We start from the raw sequence: 17935 nt of genomic DNA, 5'->3' as shown, positions 1-17935 counted from the left end.
TCAGGAACCGGCCCGGGCCCCCGGTTCCTGAGCGAGCGGAGCGAGACGAAGGACCCCGCTCAGAGGGAACGGTGGGACAATGGAGACATGTCCTCCTCCGAGACCCCGCGTACCGTCGAAGCGACCGTGCGGCACGTGCCGCGCTACGGCGTGTTCATGGGGATCGGCGTGGTCCTCGGCATCATCGCCGCCGCCGTCCTCACCTTCACCGGCAGCTTCGAGGAGTCGCAGGCGCTCGACGTCGTCTACCCCCCGGGCCAGGTGTTCGGGTTCCTGCTGCTGTGGACGGTGCCGATCGGACTCGCCCTCGGCGGGGTCGTCGCTCTGATCCTCGAACGGGCGGGCCGCCGTCGCGACCGCGTGGTGCGCGTCGAGCGCGAGACCATCGTCGAGTCCGACTGACGCGAGCGCGTCTCAGGCGAGCTCCGCGATCACGGGGCGGATCGCCGAGTCGAACGCGACCACGTCGCGCCGCAGCCCGTCGGTGACCGCGACCGTGAGGTCGCCGATCCACCAGATGCCCCGCTGCGAGAACGGCAGCACCTGCACGTTGAGCTCGAACGAGTGCGCGCGGCGGCCGATGTCCCGCTCGAACTCCGCGATCGCGCTCGCGTAGGCGCGATACGCGTCGCCGCCCGTGTGGCTCTTCATCGACTTCACGTAGCGGTCGTGGGCCGCCCGCGCGTATGGGAGCACGGATGCCGCGTGCGGCACGATCGCGTCGGCGAGCTCGGCCGCGCCGGACGCGGGCAGCGCCACGAGCGTGTCGAAGCCCTCCACCAGCTCGAGGGGTACGCCCGACGTGTGCGCGCGGGGCTCGACCGTCATGTCCCAGAACAGGCGCCACTGCGACTCGAGCGCGGGGGTCGCGTCGGCCGCATCCGGAGCCCGCACCGGCAGGTCGCGCAGGCTCGGCAGTTCTTCGGGGGAGCGGATGCCGAGCGCCTGGCGCAACGCGAGCGCGACGAGCACCGGAACGCTCGCGTCTTCGCGGATGAGCCACTGCGGCTTGTCGGCCATGGCCCCATCGTAGGGCTGTGGCGGAACTCCCAGGCCTCCGATCTCGGCGGCCGGCGTCGATCGGTCGCGACACTCGAGCGGCCCGGGGACGCTAACTCCTGCCGCGCTCCTCGTCAACCCGCGCGACGCAGCGGGATTTGGCGAGTAGACCTGCAGGAAGCGGACGGTCCGCCGACCCCGTCGAGAGGAAGACCATGTCCCACAATCGCGAGAACGAGCCGCCGAGCACCGGCGCGACGCCCATCGACGACGGCGTCCGCGAGGCGCCCCACGGGATGAGCGGGATGGACACCGGGACCGCTCCGTGGGGTGTGAGCGGTGAGGGCGACGCCCGGCACGGGGACGCCGCGGATGCCGGAGGAGACACCACGCCGTCGGACGATGACGACGACGCTGCCGACGACGTGCGGGAGGACGGGCGGCGCTGAGCGTCGGGACCTCTGCGCGGCCGGACGGGCCGTCGGCTCGACGCGCTCCGACGCGCCCGGCGGACGGTAGGCTGGAGGGGTGGCTGCCTCCCCCACCGATCCCTATTCCGAAGCCGGCGTCGATACCGCTGCCGGCGACCTCGCCGTCGAACTGATGAAGGCATCCGTGCGCGCGACGCACGGGCCGGAAGTGCTCGGAGGCGTCGGCGGATTCGCCGGACTCTTCGACGCCAGTGCGCTGCGCGACTTCCGACGGCCGCTGCTCGCGACGAGCACCGACGGCGTCGGCACGAAGGTCGCGATCGCGCAGGCCATCGACAAGCACGACACGATCGGGCAGGACCTGGTCGGGATGGTCGTCGACGACATCGTCGTCGTGGGCGCCAAGCCGCTGTTCATGACCGACTACATCGCCTGCGGCAAGGTTGTCCCCGAGCGCATCGCCGACATCGTGCGCGGCATCGCCGCCGCGTGCGCGGCCACCGGCACGGCGCTGGTCGGCGGCGAGACGGCCGAGCACCCCGGGTTGCTCGGCCCGCGCGACTACGACATCGCCGGCGCGGCGACGGGCGCGGTCGAGGCCGATGCGATCCTGGGCGCGGAGCGCGTGACCGACGGCGACGCCGTGCTCGCGATCGCCTCGAGCGGCCTGCACTCCAACGGGTACTCCCTGGTCCGGCACATCATCACCGGCGCCGGCATCGCCTACGCCGACACGTCCGCCGACCTCGGCACCACCTGGGGCGAGGCGCTCCTCGAGCCGACGCGGCTCTACACGCTGCCGCTGCTGCGCCTCATCGACGCCATCCCGGGTGCGGTCCACGCGCTGAGCCACGTGACCGGCGGCGGCATTGCGGCCAACCTCGCGCGCGTGCTCCCGCAGGGCAGCTGGGCCGAGGTCGACCGCAGCACCTGGTCGCCGAGCCCCGTGTTCCGCGTGCTGAGCGACATCGCGGGGTCGTCGCTCGAATCGGCGGAGGGCACCTGGAACCTCGGCATCGGATTCCTCGCCGTCGTCTCCGACAGCGCGAAGGATGCCGCGATCGCGGCCCTCACGGCAGAAGGCATGCCCGCATGGCAGGTCGGGTCGGTGCGCTTCGGCGACCGCCCGGCGGGAGAGTTCGAACAGGGCGCCAAGGGCGTCGACGGCGGAGCGGTGCGCCTGGTGGGCGCGTACGCGGACGGAGCGAAGTAAAACCACATGTGCGGCATCGTCGGAATGGTCGGGACGGCCCCGGTCAATCAGGACATCTACGACGCTCTCCTCCTGCTGCAGCACCGCGGTCAGGACGCGACCGGCATCGCCACGGCGGAGTCGAACGGCGTCATGCACAACGCGAAGGCGCAGGGCATGGTGCGCGAGGCGTTCCGCACCCGCGACATGCGCGCTCTGCTGGGCAACGTCGGGCTCGGTCACGTCCGCTACGCCACCAAGGGCACGGCGTCCAGCGAGGAGGAGATGCAGCCGTTCTACGTGAACGCGCCGTACGGCATCATCCTCATCCACAACGGCAACCTCACGAACACGCGCGAGCTGACCGCCGACATGGCCCAGCGCGACCGCCGTCACCTGAACTCGTCGAGCGACACCGAGCTGCTGCTCAACGTCCTCGCCGGCGAGCTGCAGGCCACCACGTCGACCGTCGACCTCGACCCCGAGCGGGTCTTCGAGGCCGTGGCGCGCACCCACGAGCGCATCGAGGGCGCCTACGCCGTCATCGCCGTGATCGCGGGGTACGGCCTGCTCGCGTTCCGCGACCCGTTCGGCATCCGCCCGCTGATCCTGGGCCGCCGCCCCTCCACCGTCCCGGGCGCCGAGGGCAAGGACGAGTGGGTCGTGGCGAGCGAGTCGCTGGTGCTCGAGAACGGCGACTACGAGGTCGTGCGCGAGGTCGAGCCGGGCGAGGCCGTCTTCATCACCACCGAGGGCGAGCTGCACACCAAGCAGTGCGCCGCCGACGCCCAGCTGCTGCCCTGCGCCTTCGAGTACGTGTACCTCGCGCGTCCCGACTCGGTCATGAACGGCATCTCGGTCTACGAGTCGCGACTGCGGATGGGCGAGCGCCTCGCCGACACGATCGCGAAGCACGTGCCGATGGACAAGATCGACGTCGTCATGCCCATCCCCGACTCGGCCCGTCCGGCCGCCATGGAGGTCGCGCGCAAGCTCGGCATCGAGTACCGCGAGGGCTTCTACAAGAACCGCTACGTCGGCCGTACCTTCATCATGCCGGGGCAGGCGGTGCGCAAGAAGAGCGTGCGCCAGAAGCTCAACGCCATGTCGACCGAGTTCCAGGGCAAGAACGTGCTGCTGATCGACGACTCGATCGTGCGCGGCACGACGTCGAAGCAGATCATCCAGATGGCGCGGGATGCCGGGGCGACCTCGGTGACCTTCGCGTCGGCGGCGCCTCCGGTGCGGCATCCGCACGTCTACGGCATCAACATGCCCTCCCGTCAGGAGCTCATCGCGCACGGACGCACGATCCCGCAGATCGCGGAGGAGCTCGGCTGCGACCACCTGGTGTACCAGGAGGTCGACGACCTCAAGGCCGCGATCATCGAGGGCTCGGTCGTCGAAGACCTCGACATGAGCTGCTTCGACGGGCGTTACGTCACCGGAACCGTGACCGACGAGTACCTCGCCTGGGTCGAGGGCTCGCAGACGTCGTGACGGGCGAGGCCCGGCCCTTCGTCTCGCTCCTCTCGCTCAGGAACCGGGGGATCTCGCTCCGCTCGCTCAGGAACCGGGGGATCTCGCTCCGCGCGCTCAGGAACCGAGGGGTCTCGCTCCGCCGAGCGTGTTCCGTCCGGTTCCTGAGCGAGGAGCGCAGCGTCGAGACGAAGGACACCCGGCCCCGCCTGATCGGATGCTGCGCATGAATGCTCCCCGGCCGCTCTGGCAGGGGCGGGCTCTCGCACTGATCGGGATCGTGCTGGTCGCGTTCTCGCTGCGCTCGGCCGTCGCGTCGCTGTCGCCCGTGCTCGACCACATCACGCGCGACTTCGCGGTCTCGTCGGTCGTCGTCGGACTCATCGGGGCGGCCCCGCCGGTCTGCTTCGCGGTGTTCGGGCTGGCCACCCCGCTGATCGAGCGCCGCTTCGGCCTCGAGCGGGTCGCCATCGGGGCGCTCACCGTGATGTCTCTCGGCCTGCTCCTGCGCGGGCTCGCCAACGACTCGCTCACGCTGCTCGCCGCGACCGTCGTGGTCTTCGCGGGCGTGGGGGCCGGCAACGTGCTGCTGCCACCGCTGGTGAAGAAGTACTTCGCCGACCGCCTCGGCGTCATGATGACGCTGTACTCGACCATGATGGCGATCTCGACGTTCGTGCCTCCGCTCGTCGCGGTGCCGATCGCCGACTCGCTCGGCTGGCGCCTCTCGCTGGGCCTGTGGGGTGTCTTCGCCGTGCTCGCCCTGCTGCCGTGGATCACCCTGCTGCTGCGGGAACGGTCGCTCGCGCCGACGGCATCCGCCTCCGACACCCCTCCTCCCGACCCGACCGACGGGATCGACGATGTGACGGATGCCGTGGCGGTCGCCACCGGATCCATCGCGACCGCCCCCGCCGATCGGCGCGTGTTCGGGCGGCTCTGGCGGATGCCGCTGCCCTGGGCGCTCGCGGCCGTGTTCGGCACGTCGTCGACCATGGCCTACGTCGCGTTCGCCTGGCTGCCGGCCCTGCTGATCGACGTCGGGGACGTGACGCCCGCGACCGCCGGGTTCCTGCTGTCGCTGTTCGCGCTGGCGGGTCTGCCCTGCGGCATGGTGGTCCCCATCCTCATCGTGCGCTTCCAGGCCACGCGCCCCCTGTTCCTCGTCGCCGTCGCCGCGGGGATCGTCGGCCTGCTGGGCCTCCTGCTGGCGCCCACCGCGGCGCCCGCCCTCTGGGTCGTGGTCTACGGGCTGACCGCGATCCTGTTCCCGCTGAGCCTGGTGCTGCTCAGCATCCGCGCCCGCACGCCCGAGAGCGCGGTCGCGCTGAGCGGATTCGTGCAGAGCATCGGCTACGCGATCGCGGCGGTCTTCCCGCTGCTCGTCGGTCTGCTGCACGACACGACGGGCGGCTGGCAGGTGCCGCTCGTGGTCATCATCGGCGTGCTCGTCGTCTCGATCCCCGCCGGTCTCGTCGCGGGTCGGCGCCGCACGATCGAAGACGAATGGGAGGCACGGCACGGTCGCTGGTGAGCGCGAGGAGCCGCGCTGCGCACGGCGGCAACCGCGTCGCGTTCCCGGGTACGACGAAACCCCCGCGGGTCACGCGGGGGAGAAGTCGAACGGGAGGGCGGTCAGGCCTTCTCTAGTTCGTCCTCGTCTTCGTCGGCATACTCATCTGCCCACTTGTCGACGTAGGCGTCTTCGTCGTTCGGGTGCGCCAACTCGCGCTCGAGCGCGGAGTAGTTCACCGAAGGACTGTACGCCTTGAGTTCGCGGGCGATCTTTGTGTGCTTCGCCTTCTGACGGCCACGGCCCATGCGCGAGACCCCCTCACGAGTTAAGCTGCGGGCTACGCAGGCCCGAGGCATTCACGACACCGGTCCGAAGCCGGTAAGAGTAGCATTCAGAATAGCACGCGGGTAGAACCCTCTGGCTGACGCCAGGCTGGTGAAGGGAGCGATCCTCATGACCGACAGCACCTCCACTCCGTCCGACGAGGCCGCACAGAATGCGGCGCTGCAGAAGGCCGTGATCGTCGGCCTCCAGCCGAATCAGGGCCGGCACGTGCTCGACGAGGCCGTGCGGTTCGCACAACTCCTCCGTGTGCCGCTGGTCGTCGTCCACGTCGACGTGACGCGATTCGTCACCTACGAGGACCCGGACGGCTATGTGCACTCCGCGCCGATCGACATCAACTTCGACGCCGGCGCCGCCGAGTTCGAGGCGGTGCAGGAGGCGGCGGCGAAGGTGCTCGATCTCACCGACGTCACCTGGACGGCGCGGCAGCTCGTGGGTGATCCCGCTCTCGCGATCAAGCAGCTCGCGAACAAGCTCGACGCCCAGCTGATCGTGGTCGGCACGCGGAAGCGGGGCTTCGGCGAGTCCGTCCGAGAGTTCTTCACCGGGTCGGTGGCCGCCCGCCTCGCGCACCGTCAGCACCGCTCGGTGCTCGTCGTGCCGCAGGGCGAGCCCGTGCCCGACTCGCAGAAGGAGATCTGGCCCGAGTCGGCGGAGTAGCTCTGGCCCGGCGGCGGCTGCCGTTCCCGTCGCACGAAGGGTCGGTCTGAGTGCTCAGACCGACCGTTCGCGCGACCGGAGCGGCTGGGTGGGGCGGGGCGTGCGACGGGAGCCGGGTCAGGAGTCGGCGATCCCGACGGTGACCGCGCGAGCCGCGGCATCGAGGGCGTCCTCCAGCTGCGAGACGACGGATGCCGGAAGCACGCCGCCCTTCGCCACGTGCGTGCGCAGGTCGGTGCGGACCCGGGCACGGAACGCGTTGATCACGGCATCCGCCCGGTGCAGCTCCTCACGGCTGGAGACCCGGGCGTCACCGCTCGCGGCGCGGCTCTGGCTCCTCGCCGACGCCTGCTCCTCGTGTGCGGCGGCGGCGAGGTCGGCACGCAGGCTCTTCATCGCGTCCTGCACGCTCTGACGCACCTCGTTGGCGATCAGGCGCACCGAGTCGGCGAGACCCGACTCGATGCCGGCCAGGTCGTGCTCCCGCGCGGCGAGCTCGGCGCGTCCGGCGTCGGTGATCGCGTAGATGGTGGTGCGTCCGTCGACGGTCTTGGTGACGAGCCCCTCCTCTTCGAGCTTCGCGAGGCGCGGGTAGATGGTGCCGGCGCTGGGCGTGTAGGTGCCGCCGGTGCGGTCGGTGAGCGCCTGGATGATGCCGTACCCGTGCTGGGGCGCCTCGGAGAGGAGCGACAGGAGGTACAGGCGCAGATCGCCGTGGGAGAAAACCGCGGGGCTCATGCTTCCCACTCCGCGTCGTCGGCGATCGAGGCGGGCGTGCGGCGGAGCACCGTGACACCGCCCGAGACGGAGTTCACGCGCAGGTCGACGAAGCGCCCCGCGAGCTCGCCCTTGGTACCGGTGTAGTTGCTGGGGCCGGAGGAGCTGCGCTCCACGCCGTCGATGAGCAGGCGTCCGCTGAGCGAGCGGATCACGTAGTTGGCGGCGAGCGACTCGTCGAGTCGTACCGTCGTGCCGCCCGAGACGGAGTTGACCGTGATGGTGTTCACGTCGCCCGCGGCGTCGACCGTGGTCGAGCCCGAGACGATGTCGACCGTCGCCTTGCGCACCGCGCCGGTGACGGCCACGTCGCCCGAGACGCTGTTGGCGTTGAGCGATCCGGTGAGTCCGCGGATCTGCACGTCGCCCGACACCGAGTTCACGGTGAGGTCGCCGATCAGGGTGTCGACGATCAGGTCGCCGGAGACCGTGCTGAGGCGGGCATCGTTGCGGATGCCGGACACCAGGGCGCCGGCGCTCACGACGCCCAGGTTGAGGGAGATGGAGCGGGGGACGGCCACGCTCACCTCGGCGCGCGGGCCGCCGGAGCCGAAGTTGCGGAACACCTCGAGGAAGTTGTCCCATCCCAGCTGCGGGTGGTCGATCTCGACCTCGCCTCCGTGCGACTCGATGCGGAGGTCTTTCACGGTCACACCGTGCACCTCCACGCGGATGGTGGGTTCGTCGTGGGCGATGACGTCGACCTGCCCGCCGACGAGTCCGATCTTGAGGCGGGTCGCGTTCTCGATGTCGATCACGCGTTCCTCACCGGGGGCGATGAGCCACTTCTCGGTCATGTCTGTTCTCCTGAGTTCGAGGATCGAGATATATCGTGTTGACGCTATAGAACACGATATATCGCGACTCGTCAAGAGCTCTTCTCGAATCCGGGGGCAAAAGCAGGGTTGACCTTGACGTTGCGTCAACTTCTATCGTGGACGCAACGAGATCGAAGGAGGAGAGATGGACGATCGGGATTGGTCGATCCAGGAGGTCGCGCGGCTCGCCGGCACCACCAGCCGCACGCTGCGGCACTACGACGACATCGGGCTCCTCGCGCCCACCCGCGTCGCGCACAACGGCTACCGGCACTACGACGAGCACGCGCTCGTGCGCCTGCAGCGCATCCTGCTGCTGCGCGAACTCGGGCTCGGGCTGCCGCAGATCGCCGAGGTGCTCGCGGCGTCGTCCGGCTCCGGGCCGGCAGACGGGGAGGCCGTCGCGCTCGAGACCCACCTCGCGCTCCTGCGCGAGGAGCAGAACCGGCTGGCGCGGCAGATCGCGGCGGTCGAGTCCACCATCACGGCTTTGAGAGGAGGTGAAGAACTCATGGCAGAGAACATGTTCGACGGCTTCGACCACACGCAGTACAAGGACGAGGTCGAGGAGCGCTGGGGACGCCGCGCCTACGCCGACAGCGACCGCTGGTGGCGCGGGATGACGGATGCCGAGCGCTCCGAGTGGCAGCAGCGCGTGTCCGACCTCGGGCGCGACTGGATCGCCGCCGCCGAGAGCGGTGTCGACCCGGCATCCGATGCGGCGCAGGCGCTCGCCCGTCGCCACGTCGCGTGGCTCACGGGCGTCCCCGGCACGCCGGCATCCGCTCCGGACGGCGACGTGAAGGGGTACGTGCTCGGGCTCGGCGAGATGTACGTCGCCGACACGCGCTTCGGCGCGAACTACGCGACTTCGTCCGGCGGCACGCACGGCGCGCAGTTCGTCCGCGACGCGCTCCGCGTCTATGCAGAAGCGAACCTCTAGCGTCGCGTCCCGTCTAGCCCGACGCCGAACCACCCCTTTGTGTGCGAACCACCCCCGTGGATCCCGTACTCAAAGGGGTGTTTCGTGCGCAAGGGGGTGGCTCGGCGAGAGGGGGGTGGGCGTAAAGTCGGGACATGATGTGGGGGAGCAGGCGTCGGCGCACGAGTGCGGCGCCGCTCTTCGTCGCCGCGACCGTCGCCTACGGCGCGAATTGCGTGCTCGGCACGGCTGTCGCCACGAGACTCGTCGACACGCGGAACTTCCGCTGGCTCCACCACGCCCTCTACATCGCGACCTGCGCCACGACCGCGGCCGCGCTCAGCTCCGCGCTGTGGGGGCGTCCGCGACGGGTCAGTCGCCGTGCCGCTCTCGCGCTCCTGCCCGCCGCCGCGCCGCTCGCCGCGATCCCGTACCTGGGCAGCCGCAGCATCCGGCATCCGCTCGTCGCCCTGACAGCCGCCCCGTTCGTCATCGCGGGCCTCGTCCGCTCGCGCCGAACCGACCGAAAGTGACCGCATGGAGCTCCTCGACGCCATCCGCCGCCGCAAGACCACGAACGGCGGATTCCTCCTCGACCCCGTCACCGAGGAGCACCAGCGCATCCTGCTCGAAGCCGCCGGGCGTGCGCCATCGCAGCTGAACAGCCAGCCGTGGCGCTTCGTCGTGATCGAGAGCCGCGACACGATCGACGAGATCGCGCGCATCTCGGGCGAGAGCATGACCGAGGCGATGTCGAACGGCACGTTCTTCGAGCGGTACAAGCCGTACTTCCGCTTCAGCCAGGCCGAGATGGACGAGAAGCGCAGCGGGATGCTGTTCGACAAGCTGCCCGCCGCGCTGCGGCCCTTCACGAGCCAGGTGTTCACCAAGCGCGGGCAGAAGCTCATGAACACGTTCGGCGTGCCCAAGACCCTGGGCGACGAGAACCGCAAGCTCGTCGCCGGGTCGCCCCTGCTGCTGGGCGTCATGCTGGATCGCAGCGAGTACCGGCCGGGGCAGCTGTCGTCGTTCTACTCGGTGTTCAGCATGGGCGCCGCCATGGAGAACGTGTGGCTCACGACGGTCGAGCTCGGCATGGGCATCCAGTTCATCTCGTTCCCCATGGAGGTCCCGGGTCGCTGGGACGAGATCGTGCGCCTGCTGCACGTGCCCGACGACCTCGAGCTGATGGCCGTCTACCGGCTCGGCTACCTGCCGCCCGAGCAGCGGCGCCCCGCGATCGACTGGTCGAGCAGTCAGCGCAAGCTCGCCTCGCAGTACGTCTTCCGCGAGACGTGCGAGACGCCGCAGCAGGGGTGGGACGCCCCGCTCGGCGCCTGACGGGCCCCTCGCCCGGCACCGCGAGGAGTCAAGACACGCCGTGTCGCCAGCATCCGATGCGGCGTTTCTTGACCCCTCACGCCACGTTTCCGGGCGGCTCGCCCCTCGGACCGCGAGGAGTTAAGACACGCCCTGTCCGCGGCACCCGATGCGGCGTGTCTTGACCCCTCGCGCGGGGTTCTTGTCCCATCGCGGGGGGTACGTGACCCGGTCCGTCAGCGACGACCGGTGCGGGGGAGCTCCGTGAGGTCCTTCAGCGCGGGACCCTCGATGCGCGTGCCGTCGGGGGCGAAGCGCGACGCGTGCAGCGGGCAGTCCCACGTGCACTCCGCGTCGTTCCAGCTCAGGACGCCGCCGAGGTGCGTGCACACCGCGTCGACGGCACGCGTGACCCCGCCGACCGTCGAGACGCCGACCGGCAGCCCCGCGCGGTTGGCGACGATCCCCTCACCCTCGGCCGGACGCGGCACGGGAACGGAGCGCTTCTCGGCATCCGTCCACCCTCCGACCGCAGCCGCCGCGACCTTGCCGCTCTCGCTCGCGCCCCGCGCGATGTCGGCGGGGACGGTGAGTCGCGTGCCGATCGTGGTCATCCAGTCCGGACGCTCCTTCCGCGGAGTGCCGAGGATCTCGGCGGTGAGGCGCAGTGCGGCGGCGGGCGCATTCGAGAGGCCCCACTTGCCGTAGCCGGTCGCGAAGCGGATGCGGCCGAGACCGCGCGGCATCGCCCCGACGAACGGGATGAGGTTGTGGGACTCGTAGTCCTGCGCCGACCAGCGGTGCGTCTCCTCGGCGCCCGGGAAGTGCTGCCGCGTCCACTCCACGAGGTCGTCGATCGCCGCCTTCTCGCTGTCGGAACGGCCGACCGGGTGCCCGTTGCCGCCGACGATCAGCTGCGCCGCCTGTCCGGGGCCGTCGGCTTCGGACACCGGCCGGATCGACCGGGACGGACTGTCGACCGACAGGAACGTCTCGGTCGGCATCTCCCCCGGCACCCGGAACGAGACGCAGTACGACCGCATGCCGCGGGTCTTCGAGAAGTAGAGACCGCGGTCGAGGATCGCGCTGCCGGTCGCGAGCACGATCTGCTCGGCGAACACCGGTCCCGCCGCGGTCAGCACGCGGGGCTCGGGGAGCACGCGGACGCCGGTGGCGCGGATGCCGGTGTGCAGCGTCGCCCCCGAGGAGACGAGCTCGCGGGCCAGGGCCTCGGCGACCTGCACCGGGTCGATCATGACCTGGTCCTCCAGGGCGACGGCGGCGACGGCCGGGAACGGGGTGGACAGCTCGGCGGCGGTCAGCATCCGCGTCGGAAGCCCTGCCTCCTGCGCGGCGGCGTGCTGCGCCAGCACGGTCTCGATGCCGTCGGCGTCCTGCGCGTAGGAGTGGTCGGTGCGCCGTGTGTACGAGACGCCGGCGCCATCGGCGAACGCCGTCAGCCAGTCCCTCCCGTCTCGGTTCGAGTCGACGTAGGCGCGCACGAGGGAAGCGGGGTGGTGCGCGCGGATCTCGGCCAGGCGCTGCCCCTGCAGGAGCGACACCTTGCCCGTGTTCGCTCCGGTGGCGAGCTGCGCGATCTCGCCCGCTTCGAGCACGACCACGTCGAGGCCCGCCCGCGTGAGCATCACGGCGGTCGAGAGCCCGGTGATCCCGGCGCCGATGATGGCGACGTCGTACCGACCCTCGGGTTCGAAGGGGGAGCCGAGGGGCGCGGGCGGATCGGTCTTCCACAGTGGCTGCATAGCGACAGTCAACGCCGCGGCGGGCGCTCCGCCAACGCCTTGACATCCGCCCGGCGCCCTGGCACGGCGGGGTTAGAGTGGCGGCGTGACCCTCCGCCGCCTGCTCCTCGTGCTCGCGGGTGGGACGATCGGCACCGCAGCGCGCCTGGGACTCGGACTGGTGGTGCCCGAGCCGGGCGGCGTGCCGCTCGCCATCCTCATCGCCAACGTCGTCGGAGCGCTCCTGATCGGCGTGCTGGCCGCACGTCTGCCCGCATCGAGCGAGGTGCGGCTGCTCATCGGCACCGGGGTGCTCGGGGGCTTCACGACGTACAGCTCGTTCATGACGGGAACGCTGGAGCTCTGGACGGATGCGCCGCTCCTGGCATTCGCGTTCGCCGCGGGGTCGCTCGCGCTGGGTCTGACGGCCGCGGCCCTGGGGCTGCGTCTCGGACGGCCGCGCACGGGCGAGGTGTCCGCGTGAGCCCGCTGCTCTTCGTCGCCGCGGCGCTCTCGGGCGGTGCGGGTGCCGTGCTCCGGTACGTCGTCGATCGGGCGGTGGCCCGGGCCGCGGGCACGCGGTTCCCGTGGGGCATCGTGGTCGTGAACGTCTCGGGGTCGTTCGCGCTCGGTCTCGTGACCACGGCGCTCCCCGATGCCCTGGTGCTGATCGGCGCGGGTCTGCTCGGCGGATACACGACGTTCAGCACCGCGATGCTCGACTCCGTGACGCTGTGGAGGAACGGCGGGCGGCGGGCATCCGCCCTCCATGCGGTCGGGATGCTGCTGTTGGGACTCCTGGCCGCGGGGTTGGGCCTGGCGCTCGGCGCCGCTCTCTGACGCCCTTCGTCTCGTCGCTGCGCTCCTCGCTCAGGAACCCATCGTGCCGAGAACCCGGCTCCCAGCATCCTCCCATCGCGAAAATGTACAAATGTACATGTAGACACGTCCTGGGGAGATCCGATGAGCGAGATGCGACGCCGCCGCGATCCCGAGGCGCGCCGTCGGGAGATCATCCGGGCCGCCGCCGAGCTCATCGTCGAGAGCGGCGTCGATGCCCTCACGCACCGCAAGGTCGCCGCGCGGGCCGAGGTGCCGCTCGGTGCCACGACCCAGTACTTCGACACCCTCGACGACCTGCGCGACGCCGCCCTGCAGGAGCTCGTGCACGAGATTGAGCAGCGCGTCGAGGCCACGCGCATCGAGGTCGAGGCGGCGGGGGTCACACCCGAGGCGCTGGCCCGGCTGATCCACGCCAGCCTCGCCGATGCCCACGCGCTCGAGACCGACCGCGCCGTCGTGACCGCCGCCGTCCACGACCCGCGCGTCCGTGACCTCGCACGACGGTGGTCGGACGAAGTCGTCGGATTCATCGCCCCCGTTCACGGTCTGGATCGGGCCCGGGCAGCAGCCGTCTTCATCGACGGCATAGTCTGGCACGCGCAGATCAGCGACGAACCCCTCGACGAACGCCTCATCCGAGACGGTCTGACCGGGATCCTCACCCCCCGCACCGCAGCATCCGCATAGTCATCCAACCGAGGAACAGCCTTGTCGAAACTCGCCGTCCTGAGCCTGAAGAACCGCGCGCTCATCGCCCTCGTCACGATCGTCGCCGCGGTGTTCGGCGGTCTCGCGCTGACGAACCTCAAGCAGGAGCTGATCCCGTCGCTCGAGCTGCCGGCGCTCGTCGTCATGACCACCTACCCGGGAGCCTCGCCCGAGGTCGTCGAGAACGACGTCTCGACTCCGATCGAGGCCGCCATCCAGGGCGTGCCCGACCTCGAGTCGACGACGGCCACGAGCACGACCAACGCGTCGATCGTGCAGGCGATGTTCTCGTACGGCACCAACCTCGCCACCGCCGAGCAGAAGATCCAGCAGGCGATCAACCGCATCTCCTCCACCCTGCCCGAAGACCTCTCCCCGCAGGTGCTGGCGATCTCGATCAACGACCTGCCGGTGATCCAGGTCGCCGTCTCGGGCTTCGACGACGCCGACAACGCGCAGGCGGAGCTCGAGAACGTCGCGATCCCGGAGCTGGAGGACGTCGACGGCGTCAACGCCGCCGAGATCGTCGGCGGGGTCGGGCAGCGCATCACCATCACGCCCGACGTCGCCGCGCTCGCCGCCGCGGGACAGAGCACCCAGGCGATCGGTGACGCGCTCGAGCAGAACGGCACGCTGTTCCCCGGCGGGGACATCACCGAGAACGGCGAGACGCTGACCGTGCAGACCGGCGCGAAGATCGGCTCGGTCGACGAGATCGCCGCCCTGCCCCTCGTCGGCACGGCGCTCACGATCGGCGAGGTCGCGACCGTGGCGCAGGAGTCCGACCCCATCACCTCGATCTCCCGCGTCGACGGCGAGGACGCGATCTCGATCTCGATCACGAAGCTCCCCGCCGCCAACACGGTCGAGGTGTCGCAGGGCGTGATCGCCGCGCTCGATGAGATCGGCGAGGCGTTCCCCGACGCGACCTTCACGATCATCTTCGATCAGGCGCCGTTCATCGAGCAGTCCATCGAGACGCTTGCGACCGAGGGCCTGCTCGGGCTCGTCTTCGCGGTGCTCGTGATCCTGGTGTTCCTGCTGTCGATCCGGTCGACGCTCGTGACGGCCATCTCGATCCCGACATCCGTGCTCATCACGTTCATCGGGCTGCAGGCCTTCGGGTACTCGCTCAACATCCTGACGCTCGGCGCGCTGACCATCGCCATCGGACGCGTCGTCGACGACTCGATCGTCGTGATCGAGAACATCAAGAGGCACTACGTCGGGGATGCCGACAAGGGCGACGCGATCCGCCTCGCCGTGCGCGAGGTGGCGATGGCGGTCACGGCCTCGACGATCACGACGGTCGCCGTGTTCCTGCCGATCGTCTTCGTCGGCGACATGGTCGGGGAGCTCTTCCGGCCCTTCGCGGTGACGGTGACGATCGCGATGGTCGCCTCGCTGCTCGTGTCGCTCACGATCGTGCCGGTGCTCGCCTACTGGTTCCTGCGGCCGGGCAAGCCGCTGCGCGACGAGAACGGCACCGCCATCGACCCCGAGCACCCCGACGCCCCGCCCACGCGCCTGCAGCGCGGATACCGGCCGATCCTGGGCTGGACGCTCAAGCACTCGGGGATCACCGTGATCCTGGCGGTCGTGGTGCTCGGCGGCACGCTCGCGGCCGCACCGCTCATGAAGGTCAACTTCCTCGGCGACTCCGGCCAGAACACGATGACCGTCACGCAGGATCTCGGCCCCACGGCCAGCCTCGAGGCGAAGTCGGACGCCGCCCTGACGGTGGAGGACGCGCTCCTCGGCATCGACGGCATCGAGCACGTGCAGGCCTCCATCGGGTCGAGCGGCTCCTCGCTCCGCGACGCCTTCTCCGGGGGCTCCGCCGGGGTCACCTACTCGGTGCTGACCGACGAGAGCGTCGACCAGGAGAAGCTGCGCGCCGAGGTGCAGAGCGCGATCGACGACCTCAGCGACGTCGGCGACGTCTCGGTCGCGTCTTCGGCCGGATTCGGATCGAGCGACATCGAGGTGACCGTGTCGGCATCGAACGCCGACGACCTCGCCGAGGCGACCTCCGCGCTCGTCGAGGAGCTCGACGGCCGCGAGGGCGTGGGGCAGGTCACCGACAACCTCGCCGAGGCGCTGCCCTACATCGCCGTGGTCGTCGACCGCGAGAAGGCCGCGCAGGCGGGTCTCTCCGAGGTCGCCGTCGGTGCGATCGTGTCGAACACGATGCGGCCCCAGCAGCTCGGCACCGTCGAGATCGACGACACCGCCCTCACGGTGTACCTCGTGTCGCCCGAGCCGCCGACCTCGGTCGACGCCCTGCGCGCGCTCAGCATCCCGAGTGCCCGCGGCGTGGTGCCCCTCAGCGACATCGCGACCGTCGAGGAGCGCAACGGCCCCACGTCGATCACCACCGAGCAGGGCCGCCGCACGGCCACGGTCACCGTGCCCCCGGCATCCGACGACCTCGCCGTGGCGACGGCATCCGTCACCGCCGCGCTCGCCGCGGTCGACCTGCCCGCGGGCGCCTCGGCCGAGGTCGGCGGTGTCGCCTCGCAGCAGGCGGACTCCTTCTCGCAGCTCGGCCTGGCCATGCTCGCCGCCATCCTCATCGTCTACGTCGTCATGGTGGCCACCTTCAAGTCGCTGCGCCAGCCGCTGCTGCTGCTCGTGTCGGTGCCGTTCGCGGCGACCGGCGCCATCCTGCTGCAGGTCGTGACCGGCGTGCCGCTCGGCGTCGCATCGCTCATCGGCGTGCTGATGCTCATCGGCATCGTGGTCACGAACGCGATCGTGCTCGTCGACCTCGTGAACCAGTACCGCGAGAAGGGGCTCTCGACCGTCGAGGCGGTGAGGGCCGGAGGAGAGAAGCGTCTGCGCCCCATCCTCATGACGGCCCTGGCGACGATCTTCGCGCTCACCCCGATGGCGCTCGGCATCACGGGGCACGGCGGGTTCATCTCGCAGCCCCTCGCGATCGTCGTGATCGGCGGTCTGGTGTCGTCGACGATCCTCACGCTCATCGTGCTGCCGACGCTCTACAACCTCGTCGAGGGGGCCAAGGAGCGGCGTCAGGCGCGCAAGGGCGGCGGATCGGATGCCGCGCCGTACGGCGATGGTGCCCCCGAGGGACCGACGGCGCCGGGCGGCGATGCCGGACGGACGGGGGATCCGGTGGCGGTGGGCGCGTCGGACGGCTCACCGGGCTCCCCGGCATCCTCCCTGCCCCAGGCGCCCCGGCTCTCCCGGCGGGAGCTGCGCCACCGCGGCTGACCTCAGCCGAAGGCGATGCCCCAGGTGAGCGACCAGGTCTCACCGGGGGCGAGCCGGCGCACGCCGAGGCCGCTGTTGAACGCGTCGGCGGGCGCCGTCATCGGCTCGATCGCGACGACCAGGTCGTGATCCGGATAGTTGGTCGCGGTGTAGACCTGCGAGTAGTCGAAGCCCTCGCCCTGCCAGAGCGTGAGGCGCCGGCCGTCGGGGGCGGTGAGGAAGTGGCGCACGCGGCCGTCGTCGTCGCGCGACAGGTCGGCGAAGCCGGTGTCGAGCTGCACGTCGCCGACACGCACGCCCTCGCGCAGGGCCGCATCGACCGGACGCGTTCCGACCGGCAGCTGGCGGTCGTCGGTGTCGAACCGGGTCGCGGCGGGGACGCGCAGCACCAGATCGCTCGTGTCGACCCCGCCGATGAGAAGGTACGGGTGCGCGCCGAGCGCGACGGGAGCGGCAGTCGGGGTGCGGTTGGTCAGCGTGTGCCCGATCTCGATGCCGTCATCGGTGAGCGTGTACGTCACCCCCGTGTCGACCAGGTACGGGTAGCCGGTCTGGGGCACGATCGTCGCGCGCAGTGTGGCGACGGCATCCGTCTGCTCGATCTCGTACGACGCGAAGCGGAGCAGGCCGTGACTCGCGTTGCCGAACTTCGGCTCGCTCACCGACAGCTGGCGGGTCGTGCCTGCGTCGTCCCACTTGCCGTCGCGGATGCGGTTCGGCCAGGGCGCGAGCACGATGCCCGATGCTCCCGGGGTGGGGATGTCCTCGGCATACGGCGCGATGAGGTCGACGCCGCCGACCCGCAGGGAGCGCAGCGAGGCGCCGACCTGGGCGATCTGCGCCGTGACGCCGCCGCGGCGGAGGTGGACCTGCGTGCCGGTGGGGGAGAAGGAGCTCACGTCGCCATCGTAAGACCCCCCGCCCCCGCCCGCCCCGGCTCCCACCC

The 17935-nt window shown here is 70.6% G+C and carries 19 protein-coding genes; 13 read left to right on the top strand and 6 right to left on the bottom strand.

The genetic code is table 11. From position 1 onward, the window contains the following. The first annotated feature begins 87 nt into the window (after positions 1-87). Positions 88-402 carry a potassium transporter Trk gene (locus AB3M82_RS06100; protein ID WP_412956308.1) on the top strand — a complete coding sequence of 105 codons (315 nt, stop codon included), beginning with the start codon at positions 88-90 and terminating at the stop codon, positions 400-402. Between the two features lie 12 nt (positions 403-414). Here the strand turns inward: AB3M82_RS06100 and AB3M82_RS06095 are convergent, their stop codons facing one another. Beyond that, positions 415-1020 carry a zinc-binding alcohol dehydrogenase gene (locus AB3M82_RS06095; protein WP_412956307.1) on the bottom strand — a complete coding sequence of 202 codons (606 nt, stop codon included), beginning with the start codon at positions 1018-1020 and terminating at the stop codon, positions 415-417. 194 nt (positions 1021-1214) lie between these two features. On the opposite strand from AB3M82_RS06095, the gene AB3M82_RS06090 reads away from it, so the two are divergent. The 4 genes from AB3M82_RS06090 (at position 1215) to AB3M82_RS06075 (ending at position 5635) form a co-directional block, all read left to right on the top strand. Next, positions 1215-1448 (top strand): hypothetical protein, encoded by a 234-nt coding sequence (locus AB3M82_RS06090; protein WP_412956306.1) that lies wholly within the window; start codon positions 1215-1217, stop codon positions 1446-1448. Between the two features lie 79 nt (positions 1449-1527). Beyond that, a complete protein-coding gene (purM, locus tag AB3M82_RS06085) occupies positions 1528-2643 on the top strand; it encodes a phosphoribosylformylglycinamidine cyclo-ligase (protein ID WP_412956305.1) in 1116 nt (371 codons plus the stop codon). 6 nt (positions 2644-2649) lie between these two features. Then, positions 2650-4122 carry an amidophosphoribosyltransferase gene (gene purF, locus AB3M82_RS06080; RefSeq protein WP_412956304.1) on the top strand — a complete coding sequence of 491 codons (1473 nt, stop codon included), beginning with the start codon at positions 2650-2652 and terminating at the stop codon, positions 4120-4122. A 205-nt stretch (positions 4123-4327) separates the two neighbouring features. Continuing rightward, positions 4328-5635 (top strand): MFS transporter, encoded by a 1308-nt coding sequence (locus AB3M82_RS06075; protein ID WP_412956302.1) that lies wholly within the window; start codon positions 4328-4330, stop codon positions 5633-5635. Between the two features lie 101 nt (positions 5636-5736). Here the strand turns inward: AB3M82_RS06075 and AB3M82_RS06070 are convergent, their stop codons facing one another. Next, positions 5737-5922, bottom strand: a complete 186-nt coding sequence (locus tag AB3M82_RS06070; protein WP_412956299.1) for a DUF3073 domain-containing protein — start codon at positions 5920-5922, stop codon at positions 5737-5739. A 148-nt stretch (positions 5923-6070) separates the two neighbouring features. Here AB3M82_RS06070 and AB3M82_RS06065 point away from each other — a divergent pair, with 148 nt between their 5' ends. Beyond that, positions 6071-6622: a universal stress protein gene (locus AB3M82_RS06065; RefSeq protein ID WP_412956296.1), complete on the top strand. Its 552-nt coding sequence runs from the start codon at positions 6071-6073 to the stop codon at positions 6620-6622. A gap of 117 nt (positions 6623-6739) precedes the next feature. Here the strand turns inward: AB3M82_RS06065 and AB3M82_RS06060 are convergent, their stop codons facing one another. Both AB3M82_RS06060 and AB3M82_RS06055 read right to left on the bottom strand, forming a co-directional pair. After that, positions 6740-7360, bottom strand: a complete 621-nt coding sequence (locus AB3M82_RS06060) for a PadR family transcriptional regulator (RefSeq protein WP_412956295.1) — start codon at positions 7358-7360, stop codon at positions 6740-6742. Next, positions 7357-8196: a DUF4097 family beta strand repeat-containing protein gene (locus AB3M82_RS06055; RefSeq protein WP_412956294.1), complete on the bottom strand. Its 840-nt coding sequence runs from the start codon at positions 8194-8196 to the stop codon at positions 7357-7359. Before AB3M82_RS06055 ends, AB3M82_RS06060 begins: the two co-directional genes overlap by 4 nt. Before the next feature lie 166 nt (positions 8197-8362). On the opposite strand from AB3M82_RS06055, the gene AB3M82_RS06050 reads away from it, so the two are divergent. The 3 genes from AB3M82_RS06050 to AB3M82_RS06040 all read left to right on the top strand — a co-directional run bounded on the left by AB3M82_RS06050 (position 8363) and on the right by AB3M82_RS06040 (position 10480). Then, positions 8363-9160: a MerR family transcriptional regulator gene (locus tag AB3M82_RS06050; RefSeq protein ID WP_412956292.1), complete on the top strand. Its 798-nt coding sequence runs from the start codon at positions 8363-8365 to the stop codon at positions 9158-9160. A 134-nt stretch (positions 9161-9294) separates the two neighbouring features. Next, the gene (locus tag AB3M82_RS06045) at positions 9295-9672 is read left to right on the top strand and encodes a hypothetical protein (RefSeq protein ID WP_412956291.1); all 378 of its coding nucleotides are present in this window, start codon (positions 9295-9297) and stop codon (positions 9670-9672) included. A gap of 4 nt (positions 9673-9676) precedes the next feature. After that, the gene (locus tag AB3M82_RS06040; protein ID WP_412956290.1) at positions 9677-10480 is read left to right on the top strand and encodes a nitroreductase family protein; all 804 of its coding nucleotides are present in this window, start codon (positions 9677-9679) and stop codon (positions 10478-10480) included. Between the two features lie 215 nt (positions 10481-10695). On the opposite strand, the gene AB3M82_RS06035 is transcribed toward AB3M82_RS06040, so the two are convergent. After that, the gene (locus AB3M82_RS06035; protein ID WP_412956288.1) at positions 10696-12222 is read right to left on the bottom strand and encodes an FAD-dependent oxidoreductase; all 1527 of its coding nucleotides are present in this window, start codon (positions 12220-12222) and stop codon (positions 10696-10698) included. An 85-nt stretch (positions 12223-12307) separates the two neighbouring features. On the opposite strand from AB3M82_RS06035, the gene AB3M82_RS06030 reads away from it, so the two are divergent. The 4 genes from AB3M82_RS06030 to AB3M82_RS06015 all read left to right on the top strand — a co-directional run bounded on the left by AB3M82_RS06030 (position 12308) and on the right by AB3M82_RS06015 (position 16989). Continuing rightward, on the top strand, positions 12308-12685 hold the full coding sequence (locus AB3M82_RS06030) for a fluoride efflux transporter FluC (protein ID WP_412956287.1): 378 nt from the start codon (positions 12308-12310) through the stop codon (positions 12683-12685). Further along, the gene (locus tag AB3M82_RS06025) at positions 12682-13041 is read left to right on the top strand and encodes a fluoride efflux transporter FluC (RefSeq protein ID WP_412956286.1); all 360 of its coding nucleotides are present in this window, start codon (positions 12682-12684) and stop codon (positions 13039-13041) included. Before AB3M82_RS06030 ends, AB3M82_RS06025 begins: the two co-directional genes overlap by 4 nt. A 123-nt stretch (positions 13042-13164) precedes the next feature. Continuing rightward, complete coding sequence (locus AB3M82_RS06020; RefSeq protein ID WP_412956285.1) at positions 13165-13731, top strand: TetR/AcrR family transcriptional regulator; 567 nt, start codon at positions 13165-13167, stop codon at positions 13729-13731. Positions 13732-13752: 21 nt separating this feature from the next. Next, a complete protein-coding gene (locus AB3M82_RS06015) occupies positions 13753-16989 on the top strand; it encodes an efflux RND transporter permease subunit (protein ID WP_412956284.1) in 3237 nt (1078 codons plus the stop codon). Positions 16990-16991: 2 nt separating this feature from the next. On the opposite strand, the gene AB3M82_RS06010 is transcribed toward AB3M82_RS06015, so the two are convergent. Then, positions 16992-17888 carry an aldose 1-epimerase family protein gene (locus tag AB3M82_RS06010; protein ID WP_412956282.1) on the bottom strand — a complete coding sequence of 299 codons (897 nt, stop codon included), beginning with the start codon at positions 17886-17888 and terminating at the stop codon, positions 16992-16994. Positions 17889-17935: the final 47 nt, after the last annotated feature.

The organism is Microbacterium californiense (genome assembly GCF_047246625.1).
GTDB lineage: Bacteria > Actinomycetota > Actinomycetes > Actinomycetales > Microbacteriaceae > Microbacterium.
Note: the sequence above shows the minus strand (reverse complement) of the source record. Positions and strands in the feature narration are given on the sequence as shown.

Bases quoted from the DNA above. Each gene is read 5' to 3' on its own strand.
- AB3M82_RS06100 (WP_412956308.1), top strand. From the start codon at position 88: ATGTCCTCCTCCGAGACCCCGCGTACCGTCGAAGCGACCGTGCGGCAC.
- AB3M82_RS06095 (WP_412956307.1), bottom strand. From the start codon at position 1,020: ATGGCCGACAAGCCGCAGTGGCTCATCCGCGAAGACGCGAGCGTTCCG.
- AB3M82_RS06090 (WP_412956306.1), top strand. From the start codon at position 1,215: ATGTCCCACAATCGCGAGAACGAGCCGCCGAGCACCGGCGCGACGCCC.
- purF (WP_412956304.1), top strand. From the start codon at position 2,650: ATGTGCGGCATCGTCGGAATGGTCGGGACGGCCCCGGTCAATCAGGAC.
- AB3M82_RS06075 (WP_412956302.1), top strand. From the start codon at position 4,328: ATGAATGCTCCCCGGCCGCTCTGGCAGGGGCGGGCTCTCGCACTGATC.
- AB3M82_RS06070 (WP_412956299.1), bottom strand. From the start codon at position 5,922: ATGGGCCGTGGCCGTCAGAAGGCGAAGCACACAAAGATCGCCCGCGAA.
- AB3M82_RS06065 (WP_412956296.1), top strand. From the start codon at position 6,071: ATGACCGACAGCACCTCCACTCCGTCCGACGAGGCCGCACAGAATGCG.
- AB3M82_RS06060 (WP_412956295.1), bottom strand. From the start codon at position 7,360: ATGAGCCCCGCGGTTTTCTCCCACGGCGATCTGCGCCTGTACCTCCTG.
- AB3M82_RS06055 (WP_412956294.1), bottom strand. From the start codon at position 8,196: ATGACCGAGAAGTGGCTCATCGCCCCCGGTGAGGAACGCGTGATCGAC.
- AB3M82_RS06050 (WP_412956292.1), top strand. From the start codon at position 8,363: ATGGACGATCGGGATTGGTCGATCCAGGAGGTCGCGCGGCTCGCCGGC.
- AB3M82_RS06045 (WP_412956291.1), top strand. From the start codon at position 9,295: ATGATGTGGGGGAGCAGGCGTCGGCGCACGAGTGCGGCGCCGCTCTTC.
- AB3M82_RS06040 (WP_412956290.1), top strand. From the start codon at position 9,677: ATGGAGCTCCTCGACGCCATCCGCCGCCGCAAGACCACGAACGGCGGA.
- AB3M82_RS06035 (WP_412956288.1), bottom strand. From the start codon at position 12,222: ATGCAGCCACTGTGGAAGACCGATCCGCCCGCGCCCCTCGGCTCCCCC.
- AB3M82_RS06020 (WP_412956285.1), top strand. From the start codon at position 13,165: ATGAGCGAGATGCGACGCCGCCGCGATCCCGAGGCGCGCCGTCGGGAG.